Origin of the sequence: Ktedonospora formicarum, assembly GCF_016587355.1 — a bacterium.
Lineage (GTDB): Bacteria > Chloroflexota > Ktedonobacteria > Ktedonobacterales > Ktedonobacteraceae > Ktedonobacter > Ktedonobacter formicarum.
The window spans coordinates 70,719-89,561 of record NZ_BNJF01000002.1 but is presented as its reverse complement, the minus strand read 5'-3'; the positions used below and the strand labels follow the sequence as shown (position 1 = coordinate 89,561).

Genomic DNA, 18,843 nt, shown 5'->3' with positions numbered 1-18,843 from the left:
TTTCTATGAACATGAGCTAGCCCTTCACACTACCCGCCAGGATGCCACGAATAAACTGGCGCTGTAAGGCCACAAAGAGGATCAGCACAGGAACTGTCGCGATAGTGCTTGCAGCCAGAATCTCGCCCCAGGCATCGTGTCCGGTCAGCCCAGGTTGAGCGTTGTTGATCTGAGTCGCTAGATTGGAAAGCATGACCTGTAGCGTTTGCAGTTCATCCGAACTAATAACAATGACGGGCCATACGAAGTCGTTGTAGATGCCCAGGAAGGTGAAGATTGCCAGGGCCGCCAGAGCAGGCCGCATCACGGGCAGGATGATGCGCCAGTACATCCCAAAGGGCGTGCAACCATCAATCTTCGCCGCCTCCAATAACTCATCGGGGACATCCGCGATCTGCTGACGCGTCCAGAATATCGCGAAGGCGTTGATGAGTCCGGGCGCGATCAATCCTTGATAACTATCGACCCAGTTCAGGGTGCCCATCTCCAGTAAGAGAGGTAGCAGCATTGCCACTGGTGGCAGCATCAAAGTCGCCAGGATAAAGGCGAAGAAGAAGCGCTTTCCCCGAAAGTTAAATTTGGCAAAGGCGAAACCCGCCAATGGACAGAGGAAGAGCGTTGATGCTCCCTGAATGAGCAACACTATGAAGGTATTCTGAAAGCCAACCCATAGCGGCACCGACAAAAGCAAGGTCGCGTAATTGTGCCAGGAGAGCGCGCTCGGGTTCACACTGAGCGGAGCGGTCGCGATATCACTCCCATTTTTGAAGGATGAGACAATCATCCAGGCGAGAGGATAGATGGTACAGAGGACCGCGATGAACAACAGGAGATAGCAGGCGATATCGCTCAGGCGCACCCGACGGACTGACGTCGAACGGGTCTGGGTCTGGGTGGCCGCCTGCGTGGAAAGGATTGCCATAAATTATACCTCATCTCCAGGGCGCATAAAGCGCAACATAATTAGAGAGAGCACGACCAGCAGAATGATGAGCACAAAGCTATTCGCAGCCCCCGTCCCATAGTCAGCGTTATTGATATAGGTGGTAAGGAAAAAGCCAGCCGTCATCGTCGAATTGTAGGGCCCTCCATTGGTAAGTACTTTGGGTTCTGCGAACATTTGAATAATGCCCAGCGTCGAGATGATCATAAAGAAGCTGATAGTACGGCGCAGAAGGGGCAGGGTAATATGTATAAACTGGCGAAAGCGGCTTGCGCCATCAATCGCAGATGCCTCGTAGTACTCCACAGGAATATTTTGGATGGCGGCGAGCATCACCAGCATGGCGAAGCCACTATTGCGCCAGAGTACCAGCAGGGCCACCGTCGGCTTGGCCCAGACACTAGTGGTAAGCCAGCCGATGGTTGGCAGGTGCGCGAACTGGAGCAGGGTATTGATCGCGCCAAAATCCTGATCGAAGAGGATCAACCAGACCTGAGCTATCGCGACCAGCGGCACCACGTATGAGGAGAGCAGCACCGTTCTGAAAAAGCCTCGCAAGCGGAGTCGCGGACTCGACAGGATGACCGCCAGCAAGACCGCCAGGATCATTTGTACTGGTACGACCAGGAACCAAATCATCACCGAGTTGAGGATTGATTGCCAGAAGGTGCTATCTGTGAGTAAGAAGGTATAGTTTGCCAGTCCAATATAGCGGGGATCTCCATCTCCGTGCCAATACGTAAAGCTTAAGTTCAGCGCGTAGAGAAGGGGATAAAGACCAAAGGCAAAGAAGAGCACGAAGAAAGGCGCGATAAAGAGATAAGGTGAGAAATTTCCACCTAACCACCGGCGCAGGCGTCCAACGGGAGTGAGCATCGGTGGAGAAGTATGGCTAGACGCGACACTGCGCATATGAACATCTCCTCTTTGGGGAAAGAAAGGATTCACGGCAGCATGAATCCTTTCAGGACATGTCGCCAGAGTTCACACGAAAACCACCATCGCTAGCACAAGCGAGGTAAGCGCGACACACTCTGATTTTCGCGGAAGAAGTATATACTATGAGCGCGCAATGAGCTTGGTCTGAATATCGCTTGTTGACTTATCGAGAACCTGTTGAGGAGTCATCTGACCATCGAGCATCCGTTGTACGTTCGTGCCAAAATAGGTCACCGCCTGGTTATACCATGTCGCGTATGTGAAATTGCCAGGGATGTTATTGACCGTGCCAGTGGCTACCTGCCAGAGGTCCTGATCACCCAGACCAGCGGGATTTTTAAAGAGAGGTTCTTTGAGCGCGGGAAGATAGGATGGCATCGATGTGTTCAGACCACCGGGATAAATCTTATTAGGGCCATATACAGCGCGGTAGCCCTCGGGGCTAAAGACCAAATGCTCATAATAGAGCCAGGCCAGATGCGGATTCTTGGCCTTCTTAGGAATGATAAATGAGCTACCCCCCATCACAGCCGCGCGGGTGCCTCCCTTGGTCCAGGCTGGTAGGGGCATGGCACGCCATTTACCCTTCGACTTCTTGAAGAGGAGCTCGGGTCCATAGACCGCCCAGATAGCCCAGGGGTAGAACGCGACCTGATCGGCCTCAATCGCCGCGATGTCGCCGGGGCTATAGTAGACCGCGCGCGTACCCAGGTTCTCGTCCCGTATGCGCTTGAGGAAGTTCATAATGTTGAGGTAAGGTTGTGAGTTGAGCTGTAGCTTCCCCTGCTCATTCACCATGCTCACTCCCTGCTGATTGGCGAACATCTCGACCCAGAGTTGGGTCAGACCCGGATCTTGCTCAAGGTGAATCGGCTTGACCTTGGGACCAAATTTGTCCTGTATGTTGTGAGCTGCAGTCAGCAGATCATCATAGGTCTCAATGGATTGTGGATCAACACCTGCCTGCTGAAGCATATCTTCGCGATAATAGAGCAGCCCTGGATCGAGGTCCCAGGGGATACCTACAATACGCCCATTATACGTATTCACGCGCAGCTTAAAAGGCACAATATCCTTGGTATAGGGCTTAATCCAATCCGTGATATCGTAGTACTTGGCAGCCAGAACGGGGAGATTGTTATCCTCATAGAATGCGCCATCGGGCACATTCACGCCCGTAGCTAAGGTACTTGGCAACTTTGCGTCCACATCGACGGCTACATGCTTGACCTTGATGTTGGGATATTTCTTGTTGAATGACTCTTTGGTCGCGTCAAAGACCTGGAAGAGGTCACCTGAGCGATCCCAGATAGTGATGGTTCCCGATGTTGAATTGAGATCATTTGAGGAAGCGGAACCTCCGCAGGCGGCGAGACCAGCGGCTGCGACCAGTGTCCCTGTCGCGGTACTGATGAAGGTGCGGCGAGAAATAGAAGGGTTGGTGGTGAGTGCGTTGGGTAGGAAAGTCTTCTCCGATGTTGACATCTTTGTGTACCTATCCTTTCGTCTCTGTAAAATAAAGAAGCGATAGCGCGCCATCGCGCCGAGCAGGAAAAGGTAAACACCTGTCAATCACAGTATATGCGGTTGTGTGCACAACGATATGCAAACTACCCGCGCTTTGACAGGCGATAGAAGCTTGACAAGACTTGGTTCAACGTTGAACCAAGCATAACATATGCCTCTTTCACATGTCAAGTTTAAGTATGCAGTGTTTGACAGCACTCATAATTCAGTGTTAGTATAAAGCGACACAACTCATCTAAATGCGTAACATTACAGGTAAATAGAGAAGTCGCACGCGAATGGCAACACATCTAAAAGATATAGCCGCCTATACTGGTGTCTCAATCAAGACAGTTTCCAATGTCGTCAACGGAAACTTTGCGCGAGTGGGACCGGAGACGCGCGCCATCGTGCTAGAAGCCATCCAGAAATTGAACTATCAACCCAATATCGCGGCGCGTCAACTGCGTAAATCGCGTGTTGGAGTCCTGGCATACGCTTTCCCCGACCTCTCTAACCCCTACTTCGCGGATATCGGCAACGAGTTAACTGCCGTCGCCGCCGAGCGAGAGTCGACCATCCTGCTTGACTACACCTACTCTGATCGTGCCAGGGAACTCGACGTCGTCAAGGGGTTACGTCCCCACCTCATTGACGGAGTGATCCTCGACTCGCATGCGCTTGAAATTGAAGATATTCTACCCGAGGTCGTGAAACAGCCCATAGTTTTGCTTGGCGAGCGTCTGTTTGGTGCCCCGTTTGACCATGTGCTGATCAACAATGTAGAAGCAGCCTATACCGCGACTGCCCATCTTCTAAAGCAGGGGCGGCGGCGCATCGGGGCCATTGGCGTGCAGAAGTGTCAGAGTGAAGCCCCCTCTCTCCGACTAGAGGGCTATAAGCGTGCGCTCGAAGAGGCGGGTATAGAGATGGATGAGACCTTGCTTATCAACGGTGGTAACTGGCATAGAGCTGATGGAGCTAGTGCCATGCACACCTTACTCACGCTCGAAAATCCTCCCGATGCCGTCTTCTGCTTCAATGACCTGATGGCTCTGGGAGCCATGTCGGTCTTGCATGCTGAAGGCTATCGTATTCCAGAGGATATCGCCATCATCGGCATTGACGACATTGAAGACGCGCGTTATGCCTATCCCGCACTAACAACCATCGCCCCAGACAAAAAGGAAATCGCGCGCTTGGCAGTCTCGCTGCTCATCGAACGGATTCAAGGGGAGCGGACCCAGAGCACAGAATGCATTAACGCGCCCTTCTATCTCTGTGAGCGAGCCAGCACCCTGGGCAGAGCCGCGCTAAAGGAGAAGTACTGCTGTCGAAGCGCTTGCGGACACAGTTAACCAGTGTCCGCAAGCGCTTCGACAGCAGTACTTAGAAACCTCAAGTTCGGCATATGTAGACGCAGAGCTTTCGCCTGTAGCCTGGTAAGCGCTGGCTTGAGTCGCCTGAGTATTGTTAGAGTGTACCGTTCTTGGGCTCCTGATCTGACTACTCCTCGGCTTTTTCCAGCAAGTTCTCAAGTTCTTTAATTTGCTTCTCAATCAAGGCTTGCTCACTGAGAGCATCCTCGTATTCTGCCCCCTCCCTGACACCAGCCTTTTCCGCATCGCGAATGTAATCGGCGACCTCTTTGCGCTTGACCTGGATCAGGTCGTCAAGTTGTTTCTTCAGTTGTGTCTGTTTTTCGGGCGTCAGACGATTGTTCCTTTGTTCGGATTCATTCTCCATATATATCTCTTCTTATAAATCTCGATGGTTTGTGGACGGTGGTAAATGCTTGAGCGTGCAGCTAACCAGCGCGCTCAAGCGTTTTGAGGAGAACCTGGATCTGAATATCTTTATGCCGAAGCGACTGTGCAGAGATCGAAGGCCTGTTTGAGAGCGGCTTCTGGGTCTCCTAGTGGAACAAATTCCTGAGCGATATAGCCATCAAAGTCGGTTTCGCTGATGGTTTGGACAATAGCCGGATAATTGAGTTCCTGCTTCATATCAAGTTCATGTCGTCCGGGATTGCCAGCCGTATGATAATGACCAAAATAGGGATGATATTCGCGAATGGTACGAATGATATCACCTTCCATAATCTGCATGTGGTAGATATCATAGAGAAGCTTGACATGTGTTGAGCCAACCAGCTTGCAGACCTCCACACCCCACGCCGTATGATCGCATTGATAGTCTTTATGATCGACTTTGCTATTGAGCAGTTCTAGCACTAGCGTGACGCCAGCCTTCTCAGCCGCGCCAGCCACGCGTTGAAGCCCCTCAGCTGTGATGTGCGCGCCGGTTGTATCATCCAAGCCCTCGCGATTCCCGCTGAAGACGATAAGATTGGGAATGTCCCATTTCTGAGCTTGCTCGATGTTTGCCAGAATCTCGCCCTCGATCCGAGCGTGGTGTTCCCGTCGATTCAGCCCCTTTTCAATCGAGTTATGCCCATTAATCGCCGCGATCTTGAGCCCACAATCTCGCACCAGAGACCAGTACTCTGGCCCAACCAGATCCACAGCTTCATAGCCCATTGCCGCCACCTTGCGCAAGAATGGCTCTGGTTGCAAATCCTTATGCGCGAAACACCACCAGGCAATTGATTGTTTCAAGTTATTCATATAGCTTTCTCCCCCTTGCAGCTTCATACCGTAGGCACGCATTAGCTATTGAGCGCCTCATCACGCTCAATGCGTTTCCTCAGTATAGCATAGGCATCGTAAGGGATGCGGTGGTAAGTGGTTGCCATTAGTGTATGTGCCTGCCGTCGCTGTATCGTGTAAAAGATATAACTCATAGTTTTGGGAGAAAGGGAGGAAATGCAGATGCTCCCATTTCCAACTGTGCTTCTGCGTCTGGGGGTCGCGCTCTTATTGGGGACCCTTATTGGCTGGGAGAGGGAGGGCCACGACCATGCCGCTGGCATGCGTACGAACGCGCTTGTCGCGGTTGGCTGTGCATTCTTTACGATTCTCTCCGGATATGCCTTTCATGATATGTTAGAGACCCAACATATCCAGCTAGACCCGACACGTATTGCCTCCTATGTTGTAGCGGGCATCGGGTTTCTCGGAGGGGGATCTATCTTTATCGCCAGGGATCGAAGTCGAGTAAAGGGCATGACGACTGCTGCCGCTATCTGGGTTGTTGCCGCTATCGGGATGGGCTGTGGCGCTGGAATGCTCTGGGAAGCCATATTAACCACAGGCATCACGCTAATGGTATTGATTGCGATGCGTTACCTGGAGTCATCTCGCCTGATGGGCTTTGATGTCATGGAGTATGATCTGGATTTAATGGTGAATGCTGTAGGGGATCAAAGGGCGCTTGTAAGCCGTATACACGATATTTGTATGGTCCATAAGGTTGAGCTAAAAGCTCTGGCAATACAGGAGCGAGAGGAACAATACTATATCCAGTTCTCCTGTGAGGCACCAAGTACGGTCCATCTGGCAAAGACCGTTGATAAGTTGCGTCAGCTTCCACATGTGAATGAAATTCAGTTCTCGCTGGGAGGAGAAGAGAAACCTAAGCATGTCCAGGCTAATATGCGCCCCTGATGTAATAGATAGGGTTGCAAGGGGCTAGTTGTCCCTTGCAACGCTTAAGTGCCATCTGTGAAACGATGTACTACCGATCTGACATACCAAGCAATTGTTTCGCCTGATCGCAATGTTTACGCGCATCCTGTTGCACGTTCCTGAAGAATGAGGCTACATCCTGCTTACCTTCATTTTCGGCGTCACGAATGTAGGCTGCGCATGTCTGCTCTTCTTGTAGCTCGTGGTAGAGGGTACTGATCAGATCATAATTGGTGTTGCTGGTGCTGGTCTCTTGTTTCTCTTGCATGAGACTCGATCCTTTCTGGCTTCTCTCTTGTGAAAAAATCTTCCATGAAGATTTCATTCCTTTCTAAAAAATGCCACGAAAGAGATCCTTATTTGTTGACACAAGCGTTCGGTAGTCAGCCAGGAGAAGGCGAGCCTGATCAATAAGGCAGGTATAAAGGCGCTGGCTGAAGCACAGCGCCTTTATATAGAAAGTCAAATTTGGAGATAATTGCTTTTTAAGGAAGGCGAGTCCAATCGAAGAGCACACCCATGGCTTTTGCCCGCTCTTCGCGGAGCATACGATAGGCTTCTGGAGCATCCAGAGGCGAGTAGCGATGGGTTATCAGGTCGTTGACGCGCATATCTCCACGCTGCAAATACTTGAAGAAAAGCTCTCCCTGGCGGAGATTATTCCAGTAGGAGGTATCAGTAGCAGGCAGTTCCGCATGCATGTCATGGGCGCCTACAATAGTTAAGCCCTTCGTAATCACGTCCTTGGTCAATTGCTGGGCTGAAGGCGTACCCGTATCGCCAAGGAGAATCAGGCGACCGAAGGGGCGCAAGAGTTGAAGGGCTTGTGAAAAGACTGAAGCGGCTCCGGTGACATCATAGACAACGTTGACGCCCTCATTCTGTGTTAACTTTAGCACTTCCTCACGTGCCTGCTCTACTCCCATTTGGAGTGTACTAGTCGCGCCGTGGGTGCTGGCTAAACCCAGCCGAGTTTCGGCGATATCGATAGCGATGACCTGTCTCGCTCCAAGCAAGCGTGTGTATTGTGTGAGGAGTTGCCCCAGGAGCCCTAGCCCGACAATAGCTATATCGTCACCAAGACGGTGTTCCGCTTTCCTAATACCAACCTGCACGATGGTTGCCAGATGAAACCAGGCTGCGTCTTCGTCGCTCACTTCATCGGGAATACGGTAGATGTTGGCGTTCGCGGGTACCAGACTATATTGCGCGTGCGGGTAACGCAGAGCTATGCGCTCGCCCTCATGGACGTTCTGCACGTTCTTCCCCACGGCAACGACCTCTCCAACCAGGCTATAGCCTGGGCGAAAAGGATACTTGACCCAGTTATCCCAGTGTGAGCCTGGCTCGAAGTTACGACTCAAACAAATACCTTCTGTGCCAGTGCTGATCAAAGATTTCCTGGCTTTTAGCAGGAATTCATCCGGGCCTGGATCACGCACTTCTTGTTCATATACCTCGACTTGATTTTCGCCAGTGAAATAGATATGGTGTGACTGCACAACCTGCTCCTTCAGCCAATAGCCGATTTTCATAATAGTGGAGGGCAGACGAATTGAGCGTCTCATGCCAAAATGAGGACAGTAAATAGTGGCGCGCGCCACTATTTACTGAGCTTTTCTTCGAGGAATGATCTCATCTGACCCTCAATAGTTCTGTGAAAAGTATAAATTGTGAATCGCGATGACGTCAATCATGCTATTTGTGTATCGGGTGCGTTATAGAGCGGTAATGGTCAGGCTCGCGACGCGTAATATGATGTTGTGCGACTTGATGTGTAGAGGACCACGCGAGAGCGATGGTGACACGGCGCTGCTCACGGTAAACGCTTTGACGCCATCCGCGAAAAAATCAAGGATATTATCATGAATTTCAAGACGATACACATGGACTTCTGTGCGTGGATCATAATCAAAGGGATACTGGTTAATCTGGACAGCATCGGACTGAGGATTAATGTAGGCCTGGAGTTGGGGGTGTAGACCGCCTACCTGCACATCGGGCGTAATGAGATTGCTTACCCCCGCTATATACCCATCGATCTGCCCATTCCGCTGAGTAGAAAAGATGAAACTGCCACCGCTCCTGGCCTTGTATTGTTTCACCTGAACCTTAATCTCGACGGCATAGTTGTTTGTGGTTGATTGATAGGGGAGTATGAGCTCGTCCTGAGAGCCACCTTTAGAGTACAGCTCATTATGCTGTATCTGCCACCCAGAGGCACCCTGCCACCCTTGCAGTCCATGTGACCAGTCCGCCTTATAGAGTTCAGTTCCCTTTGGAATTGTCGAAGTAGGAGTTGCTGTGGGAGTAGGATTTTGAGTATTTGATTGAGATGTGGAGGTATCGCCAGCACAGGCTGCGAGCAGAAACAGGATACCAATAAGAGCGAGGTTAAGGGGTAGTCGTCTCCAGATACTAGGAAGAGGCGATATGGGTTGTGTGTGGCTTTGAGCTGGTATAGGCATCCTGATACTCCTTTATGCGCTAAAAACCGGCATGTATGATGTAGAACATCCGGACATCGTGCCTCGAATGCGGAACAATCTAGATCAACCCTTAATAGTGTAAGCACTAAAAACATTTGTTAGCCATTACGGATGCTAGTATAAAGGGAAATATTGAAGCCTGTCAAGGTAATTCAGCTTTATTTGAAGAGAGCGAGCAATTGTCGTTCCTCCTCTGAGAGTAGGAGTTGAAGATTTTTCGCGACAGGATAGATTTCTGCCCGTTCCCATAGAGGACCTGTGACACTGGTGCCACTGCTGATGTGAACGCCGCGCTCACGCAACGCGTTAAGAAGCTGATGGGCATGAAAGAGATAGACCGCATCAATGAGCCAGGGATTTCCTACGGTCGGCAAAAGCTCAGGGCCAGTGAACACCAGATAGTAATCGGGAACCGCGTCAATCTTGACGTTAAGTTGCCCATCTCGCCTGGGCCGCCACTGAACATCGACAGTTTGCCCGGCTAGGGAGCCATATGTGAAACGCCCATCGTAACCTCTGCGCTTCCCATCCTTATCTGGTTGAATCCTGAAGATGGTCACGGCAATATATTCGGCAACATTGCCCACCTGCGCTGGACCCCCGATGAGTGTTGCAATCTTACTATCGATAGTATTGCGCGACTTTAACAGGCTCGCCAACCAGGAAAGTTCACTCATAATACCCACTCCTTCATTGCTTTGCCTATGTTTGTGATCAGACAAGCGCTTCGGCCTGGACATGCCCTGAACGAAGCGCTTGAGCGTCCTGAAGCCGTTCATTTAATGCGTTGTATTGATACTATGTCAACGCCGCGAACAGGTCAAATAGTGGGCGTAGATGAAGCGAGTTTATGGAGGAAGAGGAAAAATGTAAAGAATTGTAAGACCGTGTAACCCTCAGTAAAGTAAATTGGGTACAGTTTTTATAGCTCTCGGAAGGCCATAGAAGCTGTACCACAGCAATAAAGGAGACTGGACAACGTACTATCAAGATATTCTTCATTGATAATCTGTATGCACACAGATTCGCCTCAAATATAGGACGAATCTGTGTGCATACAGATTACTTGCAAAGGCAAGAGAAAATCGATATGATAAAGGCATCCATTCGTGGTCATCCACAATGGTAATATCACTGGAGGGATATGCACGCGCAAAAATTTGCTCTAGTGGGTATATATGCCTGAAAGAGATACTGGTCATCGATGAAGAAAAACGCGCCATCAGGTGCTAATCTGCTTCTACGGGCTGAACGTTTGCGTCACGGTTGGTCACAGCAGGAACTCGCGGACCGCGTCAATGTCACAGTTGTCACCATTAATCGCTGGGAACGCGGCGTGACTGCACCCAGCCCTTTCTTTCGGCTTCAGCTCTGCGCCCTCTATGGCAAAAGTGCTACTGAATTGGGACTCCTTCCCGAAGAAACAACACCTCTTGTCGAGAAGCGGGAACCATCGATCACGCCAGGTTTGATTGATCATCCTCAGCCTCCCAGGCAGCTTCGTCACCTTCCCTACCGACGCAATCCCTTCTTTACTGGTCGCGAAAAGCTTCTCACCTCCATCCATACCCGTATCCATGCTCTCCCCATTCAGGTGTATGCCCTCTGCGGACTAGGCGGCATTGGTAAAACACAGACTGCCCTCGAATACGCGTACCGCTATCACAGCGATTACCAGACCATCCTATGGCTCCAGGCGGAGACATCTCTTGTACTCGCGAGAAGTTGTCTCACCTTTGCCAACCGCCTGGGTATCTCTCTGCCAGATGATGCTGTGGGAGACGCTGTGAGAGACAGGATACATGACTGGCTCGAAGAACATGAGCACTGGCTCCTTATCCTTGACAATGTTGAGGAAACCTCAATTGTAGAGCCTCTCCTGCCTGCTGTGCTTACAGGAAGCGTGCTGCTTACCACACGTGCTCAGGCCAGCGGAACGCTTGCACAACACATGAACCTGACACCGATGACTGAGGAGGAAAGTACGCTGCTCCTCCTTCGACGCGCCAAGTACCTTTTGCCTCCTGCAAACCTGAACAACCTCTCACCACAGAGCGTCAACGAGGCTCGAAGCATTAGCCAGTTGTTAGGTGGTCTCCCCCTTGCCCTTGATCAGGCAGGGGCTTATATAGAGGAGACTGGGTGCAGCCTGGCAGATTATCTGGAACGTTATCAACGCCATCGGAAAGCCCTGCTCAATCGACGTGGAAGCAACCATATGGAGCATCCAGATTCTATCGCTGGTACCATCTCGCTCTGTATGGAGCGCCTTGTACAACAAAACCCGGCAGCGGTGGAACTCTTACGCTGTTGTGCCTTTCTCGATCACGAACATATTACCGAGGATCTTTTAACGGTACTTGCGCCTGAACTAGGTGAAACGCTTACTCACTTGCTTGATGATCCACTGGTATTTGATGATGCCATTGCTCATCTACGAGCCCTCTCTCTGCTCCAGAGACGCGCAGCCACACACAGTCTGGTCATGCATACACTGGTACAGGAGATGCTACGTGATGCACTGGACGATGAAGAATGCCGCCTCTGGTCTCAGCGTATCGTCCGTGGCCTTAATCGTGTCTTTGTAGAGGTGCCGGGTATCGATAGCTTACGCCAGAATGAACAACTTCTGCCACAAGTGCTCTTTAGCTTACGTTATCTCGAACAACAACGCCTCGCTTTTCCAGAAGCAGGAAAACTTTTCTCGAAGGCTGCTTACTATCTGACGTTACGTGGACACTATGTTGAGGCTGAGCGCTTTGTGCAGAAGGCATTCGCGCTCTCCCAACAGCTCCCAACTATTCAATACAGGCAAGAGAGCAAGGCTTCTCTGTATAATTGCCTTGGACTCATCTATGAAGCGAGAGGTGCTTACCAGCAGGCTGAACAGGCATATTATAAGAGTCTCAAACTCCTTGAACGGCTCCCACATTCCATGCATCCAACGCTGAGTGATACTCTCATCAATATGGGACGCCTCGCGCTCCAACGAGGAGATTTCACCCATGCAGGATGTTTCCTTGACCATGCTCTGGAACGGCAGCAACACCATTTGGGATCAAACCATCCTCAATTAGTCCCGCTGCTCAATCTTTTCGCCAATCTCTATTATCAAAAGGGGCTTTTCCAGCGTGCAGAGACTATGCTTTTACGTTCAGTCGCAATTTGCCGTGAGCACCTGGGCGATACCCATCCCCACACCATTGAGAGCCTGAGCAGCCTCGCAACCATGTACAAGGTGGAAGGGAAAATTAAGCAGGCTGCAAGGCTATATCAAGAGACGATTGCCTCGATCAGTACTGACCGCGAGTCGCTTGAATACTATACGGTCCCTGCCCTACGTGGTCTAGGTCTTGTCTATGGACTACAGGGGCACTATACGCAGGCCGAAACACTTCTCAAGCAGGCTAAAGCCATCTGTCAGCAGATCTTAGGCTCCATCCATCCTGAGACCGCCGAAAGTTGGCGTACTCTGGGTGTCATCTGTCGTTTAAAGGGAAACTACGGCGAAGCAGAGGAGATATTTCGCCAGGCCTGTACGGTCTTTCGCAAGGCGCTTGGTGCAGGTCATCCAGAGGTTGCCACAACGCTGAGTATGCTTGGTACCATCTATGGTCTGCAAGGCGAATATGCGCGAGCACTAGAAGCTCATCAACAGGCTAGCGAAATTTACCGCCGAGCCTTGGGAGAGTCTCACCCCCAATATGCCGAGAATCTGACTGCGCTGGGCATAATATTCGGCCTCCAAAAACAGTATCAACGGGCCGAGGAGCTTCTACACCAGGCACTTCGCATTCAAGAGTCAATCCTGGGAGAGGCCCATCCAGCGCTTGCCAATACTCTGCATAGTCTGGCAGCATTCTACGGAGAGCAAGGACAATGCGAGCAGGCACAGCAGATTGTCCAGCGCGCACTCTCTATTCGGGAACGAGTATGGCCTTCCGATCACATCGAGGTCCTCGCAAGCCGCGAACTCTTCAACAAACTCCATCATTCATAGCGACACCTCTCACTTCACCTTTAGATAATAAAGCCCTTCCATATTTTGATTGAAATCGATGTGTGAAATTTGAGGCAAATTCAACATGTATTTCGGGCGAAGTGTTAATATCGCTCAAAACTGATAGCAAAACTGATATATGCTGTTGTGTTCTTCAGGTGAGGAGAGGGCTATAGTGATGAGAGAGTCAAAACGGAATTTAAGCGTTCTGTAATAGAGCCCATCCAGCTAGGAAAAAACTATGTCGCATCTCGTTGATTATCCACGGATCACAGGCACAGCCTCCCAGACATCTTTCAAGCGCAATGAGTTTGGGCATCCGTCCTTCAGCATCACTATTGATGGTCAAATCATTCAGACATACGCAGGTCAAACTATTCTCAGCGCTGCTCTCGACAACGATATTCAGGATATTCCTAACCTCTGCAATGATGAAAAACTCGAGCCAACCTCCGCCTGTCGTATGTGTTTGGTACACATTGAAGGCGAGAGGCGCCCCCTCCCATCGTGTAACACTGCGGTGCGGCCTGGCATGGTGATTACCACCACTTCGGATGAACTCTTTCATCTTCGCCGTACCAATCTGGAGATGCTGCTCTCCGATCATAATGCTTACTGTCAGCCTCCCTGCCAGGTTGAATGCCCAACACATATTGATATTCCTGGCTATCTGGAGTTGATTGCGCAGGGATCAATGAAAGAGGCGGCACGTCTGGTCAAAGAAGTCCTCCCTTTCCCCTATATCCTTGGCTTGACCTGTCCTGCTCCCTGTCAGGACAGTTGTCGCCGCAAGCTGGTCGATGAGGAGATCTCAATCTGTCGTATGCATGGCTATGCCGCCGAAACGTGCCTGCTCGACGCCCCCGTTCCCTACGAGAGGGACCCGAAGACCGGAAAACGGGTTGCTATCATCGGCGCGGGTCCTGCTGGTCTCTCCTGTGCCTACTACCTTGCACTGCGGGGTCACACCGTCAGGGTCTTTGACAAGCAACCCCAGCCTGGCGGCATGCTGCGTTACGGTATCCCCGAATATCGCTTGCAGAAGGATATGATGGACCGTGAATTGCAGCAGGTCTTTGACCTGGGAGTTGAGCTACAATGTAATGTCGAACTGGGAAGAGACTTCACCATCGATGATCTCTTCGTGCAAGGCTTCGACGCTGTCTATCTCGCTCTCGGTTGCTGGACCAGCAATCAGATGCGTATTCCCGGTGAAGATGCACAAGGGGTTGTCAACGCCATCGAATTTCTCTCTGACAAGGTTGAAGGGAAGTCCATTCCCGTCAAAGAGGGAAACGAGGTCATCGTGATTGGCGGTGGCTTCACGACCTTTGATTGCACACGCACTGCCCTACGTCTCGGAGCGAACGTTCATACCACATACTACCGTACACGTAGAGATATGAACGCGACTCAAGAAGAGATTGAGGATGGTCAGGCTGAGGGAGCACGTCTGCTCACTGGTGTCATGCAGCAGCGGGTCATGACTGAAAATGGCAAAATCGTTGGCGTTGAATACGTGCGCACCCGTCCAGGTGAGCCTGATGTCAGTGGTCACCGCCGTCCTGTGCCTATACCTGACTCCTCATTCGTCATCCAATGCGATACGCTGATCCCAGCTATTGGTCAAAAAGTCGATACCACTGTACTTGGTGAGCAATCAGGCGTGAAATGGACCAAGTGGAAGACACTCCAGACCGACCCCTTCAATTGTATGACGCATCGTCCAGGCGTTTTTGCTGGCGGTGATTGTCAGTTAGGAGCCAGTACCATCATCCAATGCGTCGCACAAGGGAAGTTGGGAGCGCGTTCGATTCACTCCTTCTTGTTGGGCGAGGATATGGACGAGGTTTCCCGCCGCCTGGAACTGGAAGAGCGCAAGCCCGACCTCTTCGATATTGTGCCCTATAAACCAGTCGAACCCAGAGTCAAGATGCCTATGTTGCCCTATGAGGAGCGCAAGCACAACTTCCGCATCATTGAGATGGGTTATCTGCGAGAGCAAGCAGTGCGCGAGGCTGCTCGCTGCCTTCAATGTGCTTGTCCGGCGGCGGGACAGTGCGACTTGCAGCGTTATAGCATCGAGCATGGTCTGGCTGATAATCGCTTCCATGATGGGGAGCCAACCGATTATCATGACTATGATACTGATCTCTCACATAGCTTCATCCTGCGAGATCCCAACAAGTGCATCAACTGTACACAGTGTGTACGTGTCTGTCATGATGTAATTGGTCCTGATTGCTACGGCATGTTTGGCAAGGGCTTTGACACCATCGTGGCAACGCCCTTTAATGTGAGCCTGCACGACACAGATTGTGTCTCATGTGGAGCCTGTGTCCAGGTCTGTCCGACCGGCTCGCTGATGATGGCCGAACGTACTCTCACTCGCTACTCCTTCGCACTTGACCGTTGCATTTTTTGCGGTGATTGTGTCGAGGTATGCCCTCATGGAGCGCTTGGTGAGACACCCAATTTTGAGTTATCATTCTTCAATCGCTTTGGGGAAGATGTGACCCTGGAAAAGCAGGATCTGGCAAATGCGCTAGATTATCTGGTGCGCCAGCGCCTGCCACGCGGCAAGAAGAGTCTGCCTGTGATGAGTCCATTGGTCCGTCCTCTGCCTGCGCGTAGTATCCGCGAGTAGCTGAAGTTTTGTATCTCTTGTGGGGAGACGGGAAGGAGCGTCTTCATCACCTACCACATTTGTACGTCTCCCATTTCACGACCCAAAAAAAGCCAGCATACAGGCTTGATTGCGCGTTATCCACACGTGTTTTGAAAAGGGTTATTATGAGGCTGTTATTGATTTAGGGCAACGGGCTCGTCGATTTATCAATCCATCACAGTTCTTCGAGCAATATTGGTAAATTACCAAAGATATGGTTTTTGCTTTAGCAGTATGTCAACCAAAAGCGAGGGCTGAGGGACCGTTCGGATCTTTGAAGACCTGGGTAAATTCTGGAAACAGTTCATCACGGATGATCTTATTTTGAGACGATCAGACAATAATCCGGGATGATCAGACATAGATTACTTCTACATGCAAGGATATACTCCCTATAGAAAATATGTTCACCTTATGAGTAGCATTGCTCGAAGAAAAATAGGTAAAAAGGAAACAACGATGAATACCCTTGATCAACAATATTACACCACTTCTTTTCTCGTAGACCAATCCCCCGCAGAAGTCTTTGCAGCTGTGAACAATGTTCGCGGCTGGTGGTCAGGAGAAATAAACGGGAGTACTGATACACTCGGCGCGGAGTTTACATACCGCTACAAGGATATACACTACAGTACGCAGAAGATCACTGAGTTGGTGCCAGAGAAAAAGGTTGTCTGGCGCGTCCTGGATAGCCAGCTGAACTTCGTCGAAGAGAAAGATGAGTGGACAGGCACGAATATAATCTTTGAGATTATCAGGAAGGAAGACAAAACCGAACTTCTCTTTACGCATGTTGGTCTGGTTCCTATCTTCGCATGTTACAATAACTGTTCAGGCGCCTGGGGCTCTTTAATCACCGAGAGTCTGTACGACCTCATCACCACAGGCAAAGGGTACCCCGCACAGGGAAAAGGTTTAGATTAAGATTGGATCTGCCAACCCAAATATATATCACTGGCCTTGAAGAAAGGGCTCCATGCCAAATTGACAGGGAGCCCTTTCTTTATACCCATGGGTTGCGCAACGAGGTTTAGAAGAGAGTGAGCAAGCAGAGAAACGTATCTCCTGAGGGGGGAATACTTGAGGGCCTAAGAGATGGCATACATTCATCTCTTAGGCCCTCAAGTATAGGTAGCATTCCCTGCATCATTTATAAGTGAACAATGGATGCTTATCACTCTTAATGGGAAGTAGGTTGGAGCATCTTGTCCAATCCACGTGTGATTTCAGCAAGAGGACCGCGAACGCTTTGATAGAGCACATAGTAACTTGAACGTTCAGATGTTAAAAAGCCCGCATCTTGTAGCATTTTTACCTGTTTTGAGATCCCTGCCTCGGTCAAGCCCAGGATGCCAGCAAGCTCTCGTGTCGAACGCGGTTGCTGGCTCAGAAGCTGGAGGATTTGCAAGCGCGTCATATCCCCCGCTGCACGCAGTAACTTGAGGAGGCGTTCAGGTGGAACGGGAGCACTGCCTTCTTCCTGAAATCGCTTGATCGAGTAGACGATGGCAGTGAGCTCGTCTTTCTCACCCATGAATAACAGGCGTGGCCACACATAGGAGGATGGGACCAGAACAAGAAGATGATTCGCTCGTAACTCCCTCTGGTTTTGTGAAGGATAGTGCATGGTGATGGTCTCTTCTTGCCGATACCCATGGAGTTGTGGTGCAAGTGAGTCAAGCACTTCGAGAACACCGTGCTCAAAAAGAAGTTGGCCTCGTTGGTGGATGTCTTGCAAGAGCAACTCTTCTAGTTGAGGCCATTGTGGCGCGAGGCAAACCTCCCAGTACCAGGAGAAAAAATGGAGAAATCGTTGGTGGCTCTGCCCCGGGTGCGTCCATAATTCCTCAACCATCTGAAGCGAAGCCGGGTAAAGCTCCGCTGTGCGTGCAAGGATGTGTTGCTGTATCTCACGCGATTGATATACCTGCTCAAATGAAAAAACTCCCTCACTTTCCATAATCAATTGATTTGTCACTCGCTCAGCATAGGTGTGAGGGGAAAGCGCTTGCATTGCACGGAATTCCTCATCAAAGGTTGGGCAATCGATGGCCCGTTCAGAAGAATCCAAGAAAATATCAGGGAAGATATCAGGAATCATCGATACAAAATGAATGCCAAAGGCAGATACTTCCGCCTTTAAAGCTGGGGGCATCTGTTGGCGGATATTTCGGACCCAGGGCAAGTGGAGCGGATGTTGCGAGCTTCGGGCGAGAACTCGTAAGCTATGGACGGCTTCGTGTACGGGTGAGTATCGAAAGGCCAGTTGCTCTGTCTGCAATGAACCAAGATGGATGGTGAGTGTCATAGTGCTTTGCTTTCTGATTAGCTCATTAGTTAAAAAGTTGTCTTGTGACTCACTCTACCGTATGCTGTGAAAGAAAGCAAGCGTTTTCATCGGAAGCGCAAAGAATACGCACACTCAAAGGAGAATATCGATGCAGAGCACTGAAACTGCCCATCTTCTCTTCTCGCCTTGTGAGGTCATTGGAGCACTGATTCAACAACTTGGCGAAAAATATGTGTTCCCTGAGAAGGCTCAGGAGATGGTAAGCGCTCTCCATCAGCGGCTCTACAGAGGTACCTATGATGATATAGATGATGGGAGCTTTCTGGCACTGACGTTGGCTTCGCACCTGCAGGCGGTAAGTCACTATAAGTACCTCCGTCTTTACTGCTAGGCCGATGGAGTTTCAATCTATGTTGACGGC

At 50.5% G+C, this 18,843-nt stretch carries 16 protein-coding genes; 6 read left to right on the top strand and 10 right to left on the bottom strand.

The window, feature by feature from the left end; all coding sequences use genetic code 11:
- Positions 1–16 precede the first annotated feature (16 nt).
- The 3 genes from K3T82_RS19435 to K3T82_RS19425 all read right to left on the bottom strand — a co-directional run bounded on the left by K3T82_RS19435 (position 17) and on the right by K3T82_RS19425 (position 3,367).
- The gene (locus tag K3T82_RS19435) at positions 17–922 is read right to left on the bottom strand and encodes a carbohydrate ABC transporter permease (RefSeq protein WP_220195215.1); all 906 of its coding nucleotides are present in this window, start codon (positions 920–922) and stop codon (positions 17–19) included.
- Positions 923–925: 3 nt separating this feature from the next.
- Positions 926–1,855, bottom strand: coding sequence for a carbohydrate ABC transporter permease (locus K3T82_RS19430; protein WP_220195214.1), 930 nt, complete (start codon positions 1,853–1,855; stop codon positions 926–928).
- Between the two features lie 147 nt (positions 1,856–2,002).
- A complete protein-coding gene (locus K3T82_RS19425) occupies positions 2,003–3,367 on the bottom strand; it encodes an ABC transporter substrate-binding protein (RefSeq protein ID WP_220195213.1) in 1,365 nt (454 codons plus the stop codon).
- Positions 3,368–3,687: 320 nt separating this feature from the next.
- Between K3T82_RS19425 and K3T82_RS19420 the strand changes: the two genes are divergently transcribed.
- Positions 3,688–4,746 (top strand): LacI family DNA-binding transcriptional regulator, encoded by a 1,059-nt coding sequence (locus K3T82_RS19420; protein WP_220195212.1) that lies wholly within the window; start codon positions 3,688–3,690, stop codon positions 4,744–4,746.
- A gap of 148 nt (positions 4,747–4,894) precedes the next feature.
- Here K3T82_RS19420 and K3T82_RS19415 read toward each other — a convergent pair whose 3' ends face one another.
- Positions 4,895–5,134 carry a GreA/GreB family elongation factor gene (locus tag K3T82_RS19415; protein ID WP_220195211.1) on the bottom strand — a complete coding sequence of 80 codons (240 nt, stop codon included), beginning with the start codon at positions 5,132–5,134 and terminating at the stop codon, positions 4,895–4,897.
- Positions 5,135–5,244: 110 nt separating this feature from the next.
- Positions 5,245–6,015, bottom strand: coding sequence for a hydroxypyruvate isomerase family protein (locus K3T82_RS19410; protein WP_220195210.1), 771 nt, complete (start codon positions 6,013–6,015; stop codon positions 5,245–5,247).
- Between the two features lie 204 nt (positions 6,016–6,219).
- Between K3T82_RS19410 and K3T82_RS19405 the strand changes: the two genes are divergently transcribed.
- Positions 6,220–6,954, top strand: a complete 735-nt coding sequence (locus K3T82_RS19405) for an MgtC/SapB family protein (RefSeq protein WP_220195209.1) — start codon at positions 6,220–6,222, stop codon at positions 6,952–6,954.
- A 70-nt stretch (positions 6,955–7,024) separates the two neighbouring features.
- On the opposite strand, the gene K3T82_RS19400 is transcribed toward K3T82_RS19405, so the two are convergent.
- The 4 genes from K3T82_RS19400 to K3T82_RS19385 form a co-directional block, all read right to left on the bottom strand.
- Positions 7,025–7,243 carry a hypothetical protein gene (locus tag K3T82_RS19400; protein WP_220195208.1) on the bottom strand — a complete coding sequence of 73 codons (219 nt, stop codon included), beginning with the start codon at positions 7,241–7,243 and terminating at the stop codon, positions 7,025–7,027.
- 217 nt (positions 7,244–7,460) lie between these two features.
- A complete protein-coding gene (locus K3T82_RS19395) occupies positions 7,461–8,477 on the bottom strand; it encodes a zinc-dependent alcohol dehydrogenase (protein WP_220195207.1) in 1,017 nt (338 codons plus the stop codon).
- Positions 8,478–8,693: 216 nt separating this feature from the next.
- On the bottom strand, positions 8,694–9,443 hold the full coding sequence (locus K3T82_RS19390; protein ID WP_220195206.1) for a hypothetical protein: 750 nt from the start codon (positions 9,441–9,443) through the stop codon (positions 8,694–8,696).
- A gap of 179 nt (positions 9,444–9,622) precedes the next feature.
- Positions 9,623–10,141: a hypothetical protein gene (locus K3T82_RS19385; RefSeq protein WP_220195205.1), complete on the bottom strand. Its 519-nt coding sequence runs from the start codon at positions 10,139–10,141 to the stop codon at positions 9,623–9,625.
- Between the two features lie 527 nt (positions 10,142–10,668).
- On the opposite strand from K3T82_RS19385, the gene K3T82_RS19380 reads away from it, so the two are divergent.
- From K3T82_RS19380 to K3T82_RS19370, 3 genes are all read left to right on the top strand, one after another.
- Positions 10,669–13,464 carry a tetratricopeptide repeat protein gene (locus tag K3T82_RS19380; RefSeq protein ID WP_220195204.1) on the top strand — a complete coding sequence of 932 codons (2,796 nt, stop codon included), beginning with the start codon at positions 10,669–10,671 and terminating at the stop codon, positions 13,462–13,464.
- 241 nt (positions 13,465–13,705) lie between these two features.
- Positions 13,706–16,111, top strand: coding sequence for an FAD-dependent oxidoreductase (locus K3T82_RS19375; protein ID WP_220195203.1), 2,406 nt, complete (start codon positions 13,706–13,708; stop codon positions 16,109–16,111).
- A gap of 480 nt (positions 16,112–16,591) precedes the next feature.
- A complete protein-coding gene (locus tag K3T82_RS19370; RefSeq protein ID WP_220195202.1) occupies positions 16,592–17,056 on the top strand; it encodes an SRPBCC family protein in 465 nt (154 codons plus the stop codon).
- A gap of 256 nt (positions 17,057–17,312) precedes the next feature.
- Here the strand turns inward: K3T82_RS19370 and K3T82_RS19365 are convergent, their stop codons facing one another.
- Positions 17,313–18,440, bottom strand: coding sequence for an ArsR/SmtB family transcription factor (locus K3T82_RS19365; protein WP_220195201.1), 1,128 nt, complete (start codon positions 18,438–18,440; stop codon positions 17,313–17,315).
- Between the two features lie 130 nt (positions 18,441–18,570).
- Here K3T82_RS19365 and K3T82_RS19360 point away from each other — a divergent pair, with 130 nt between their 5' ends.
- The gene (locus tag K3T82_RS19360) at positions 18,571–18,813 is read left to right on the top strand and encodes a S41 family peptidase (RefSeq protein ID WP_220195200.1); all 243 of its coding nucleotides are present in this window, start codon (positions 18,571–18,573) and stop codon (positions 18,811–18,813) included.
- Positions 18,814–18,843: the final 30 nt, after the last annotated feature.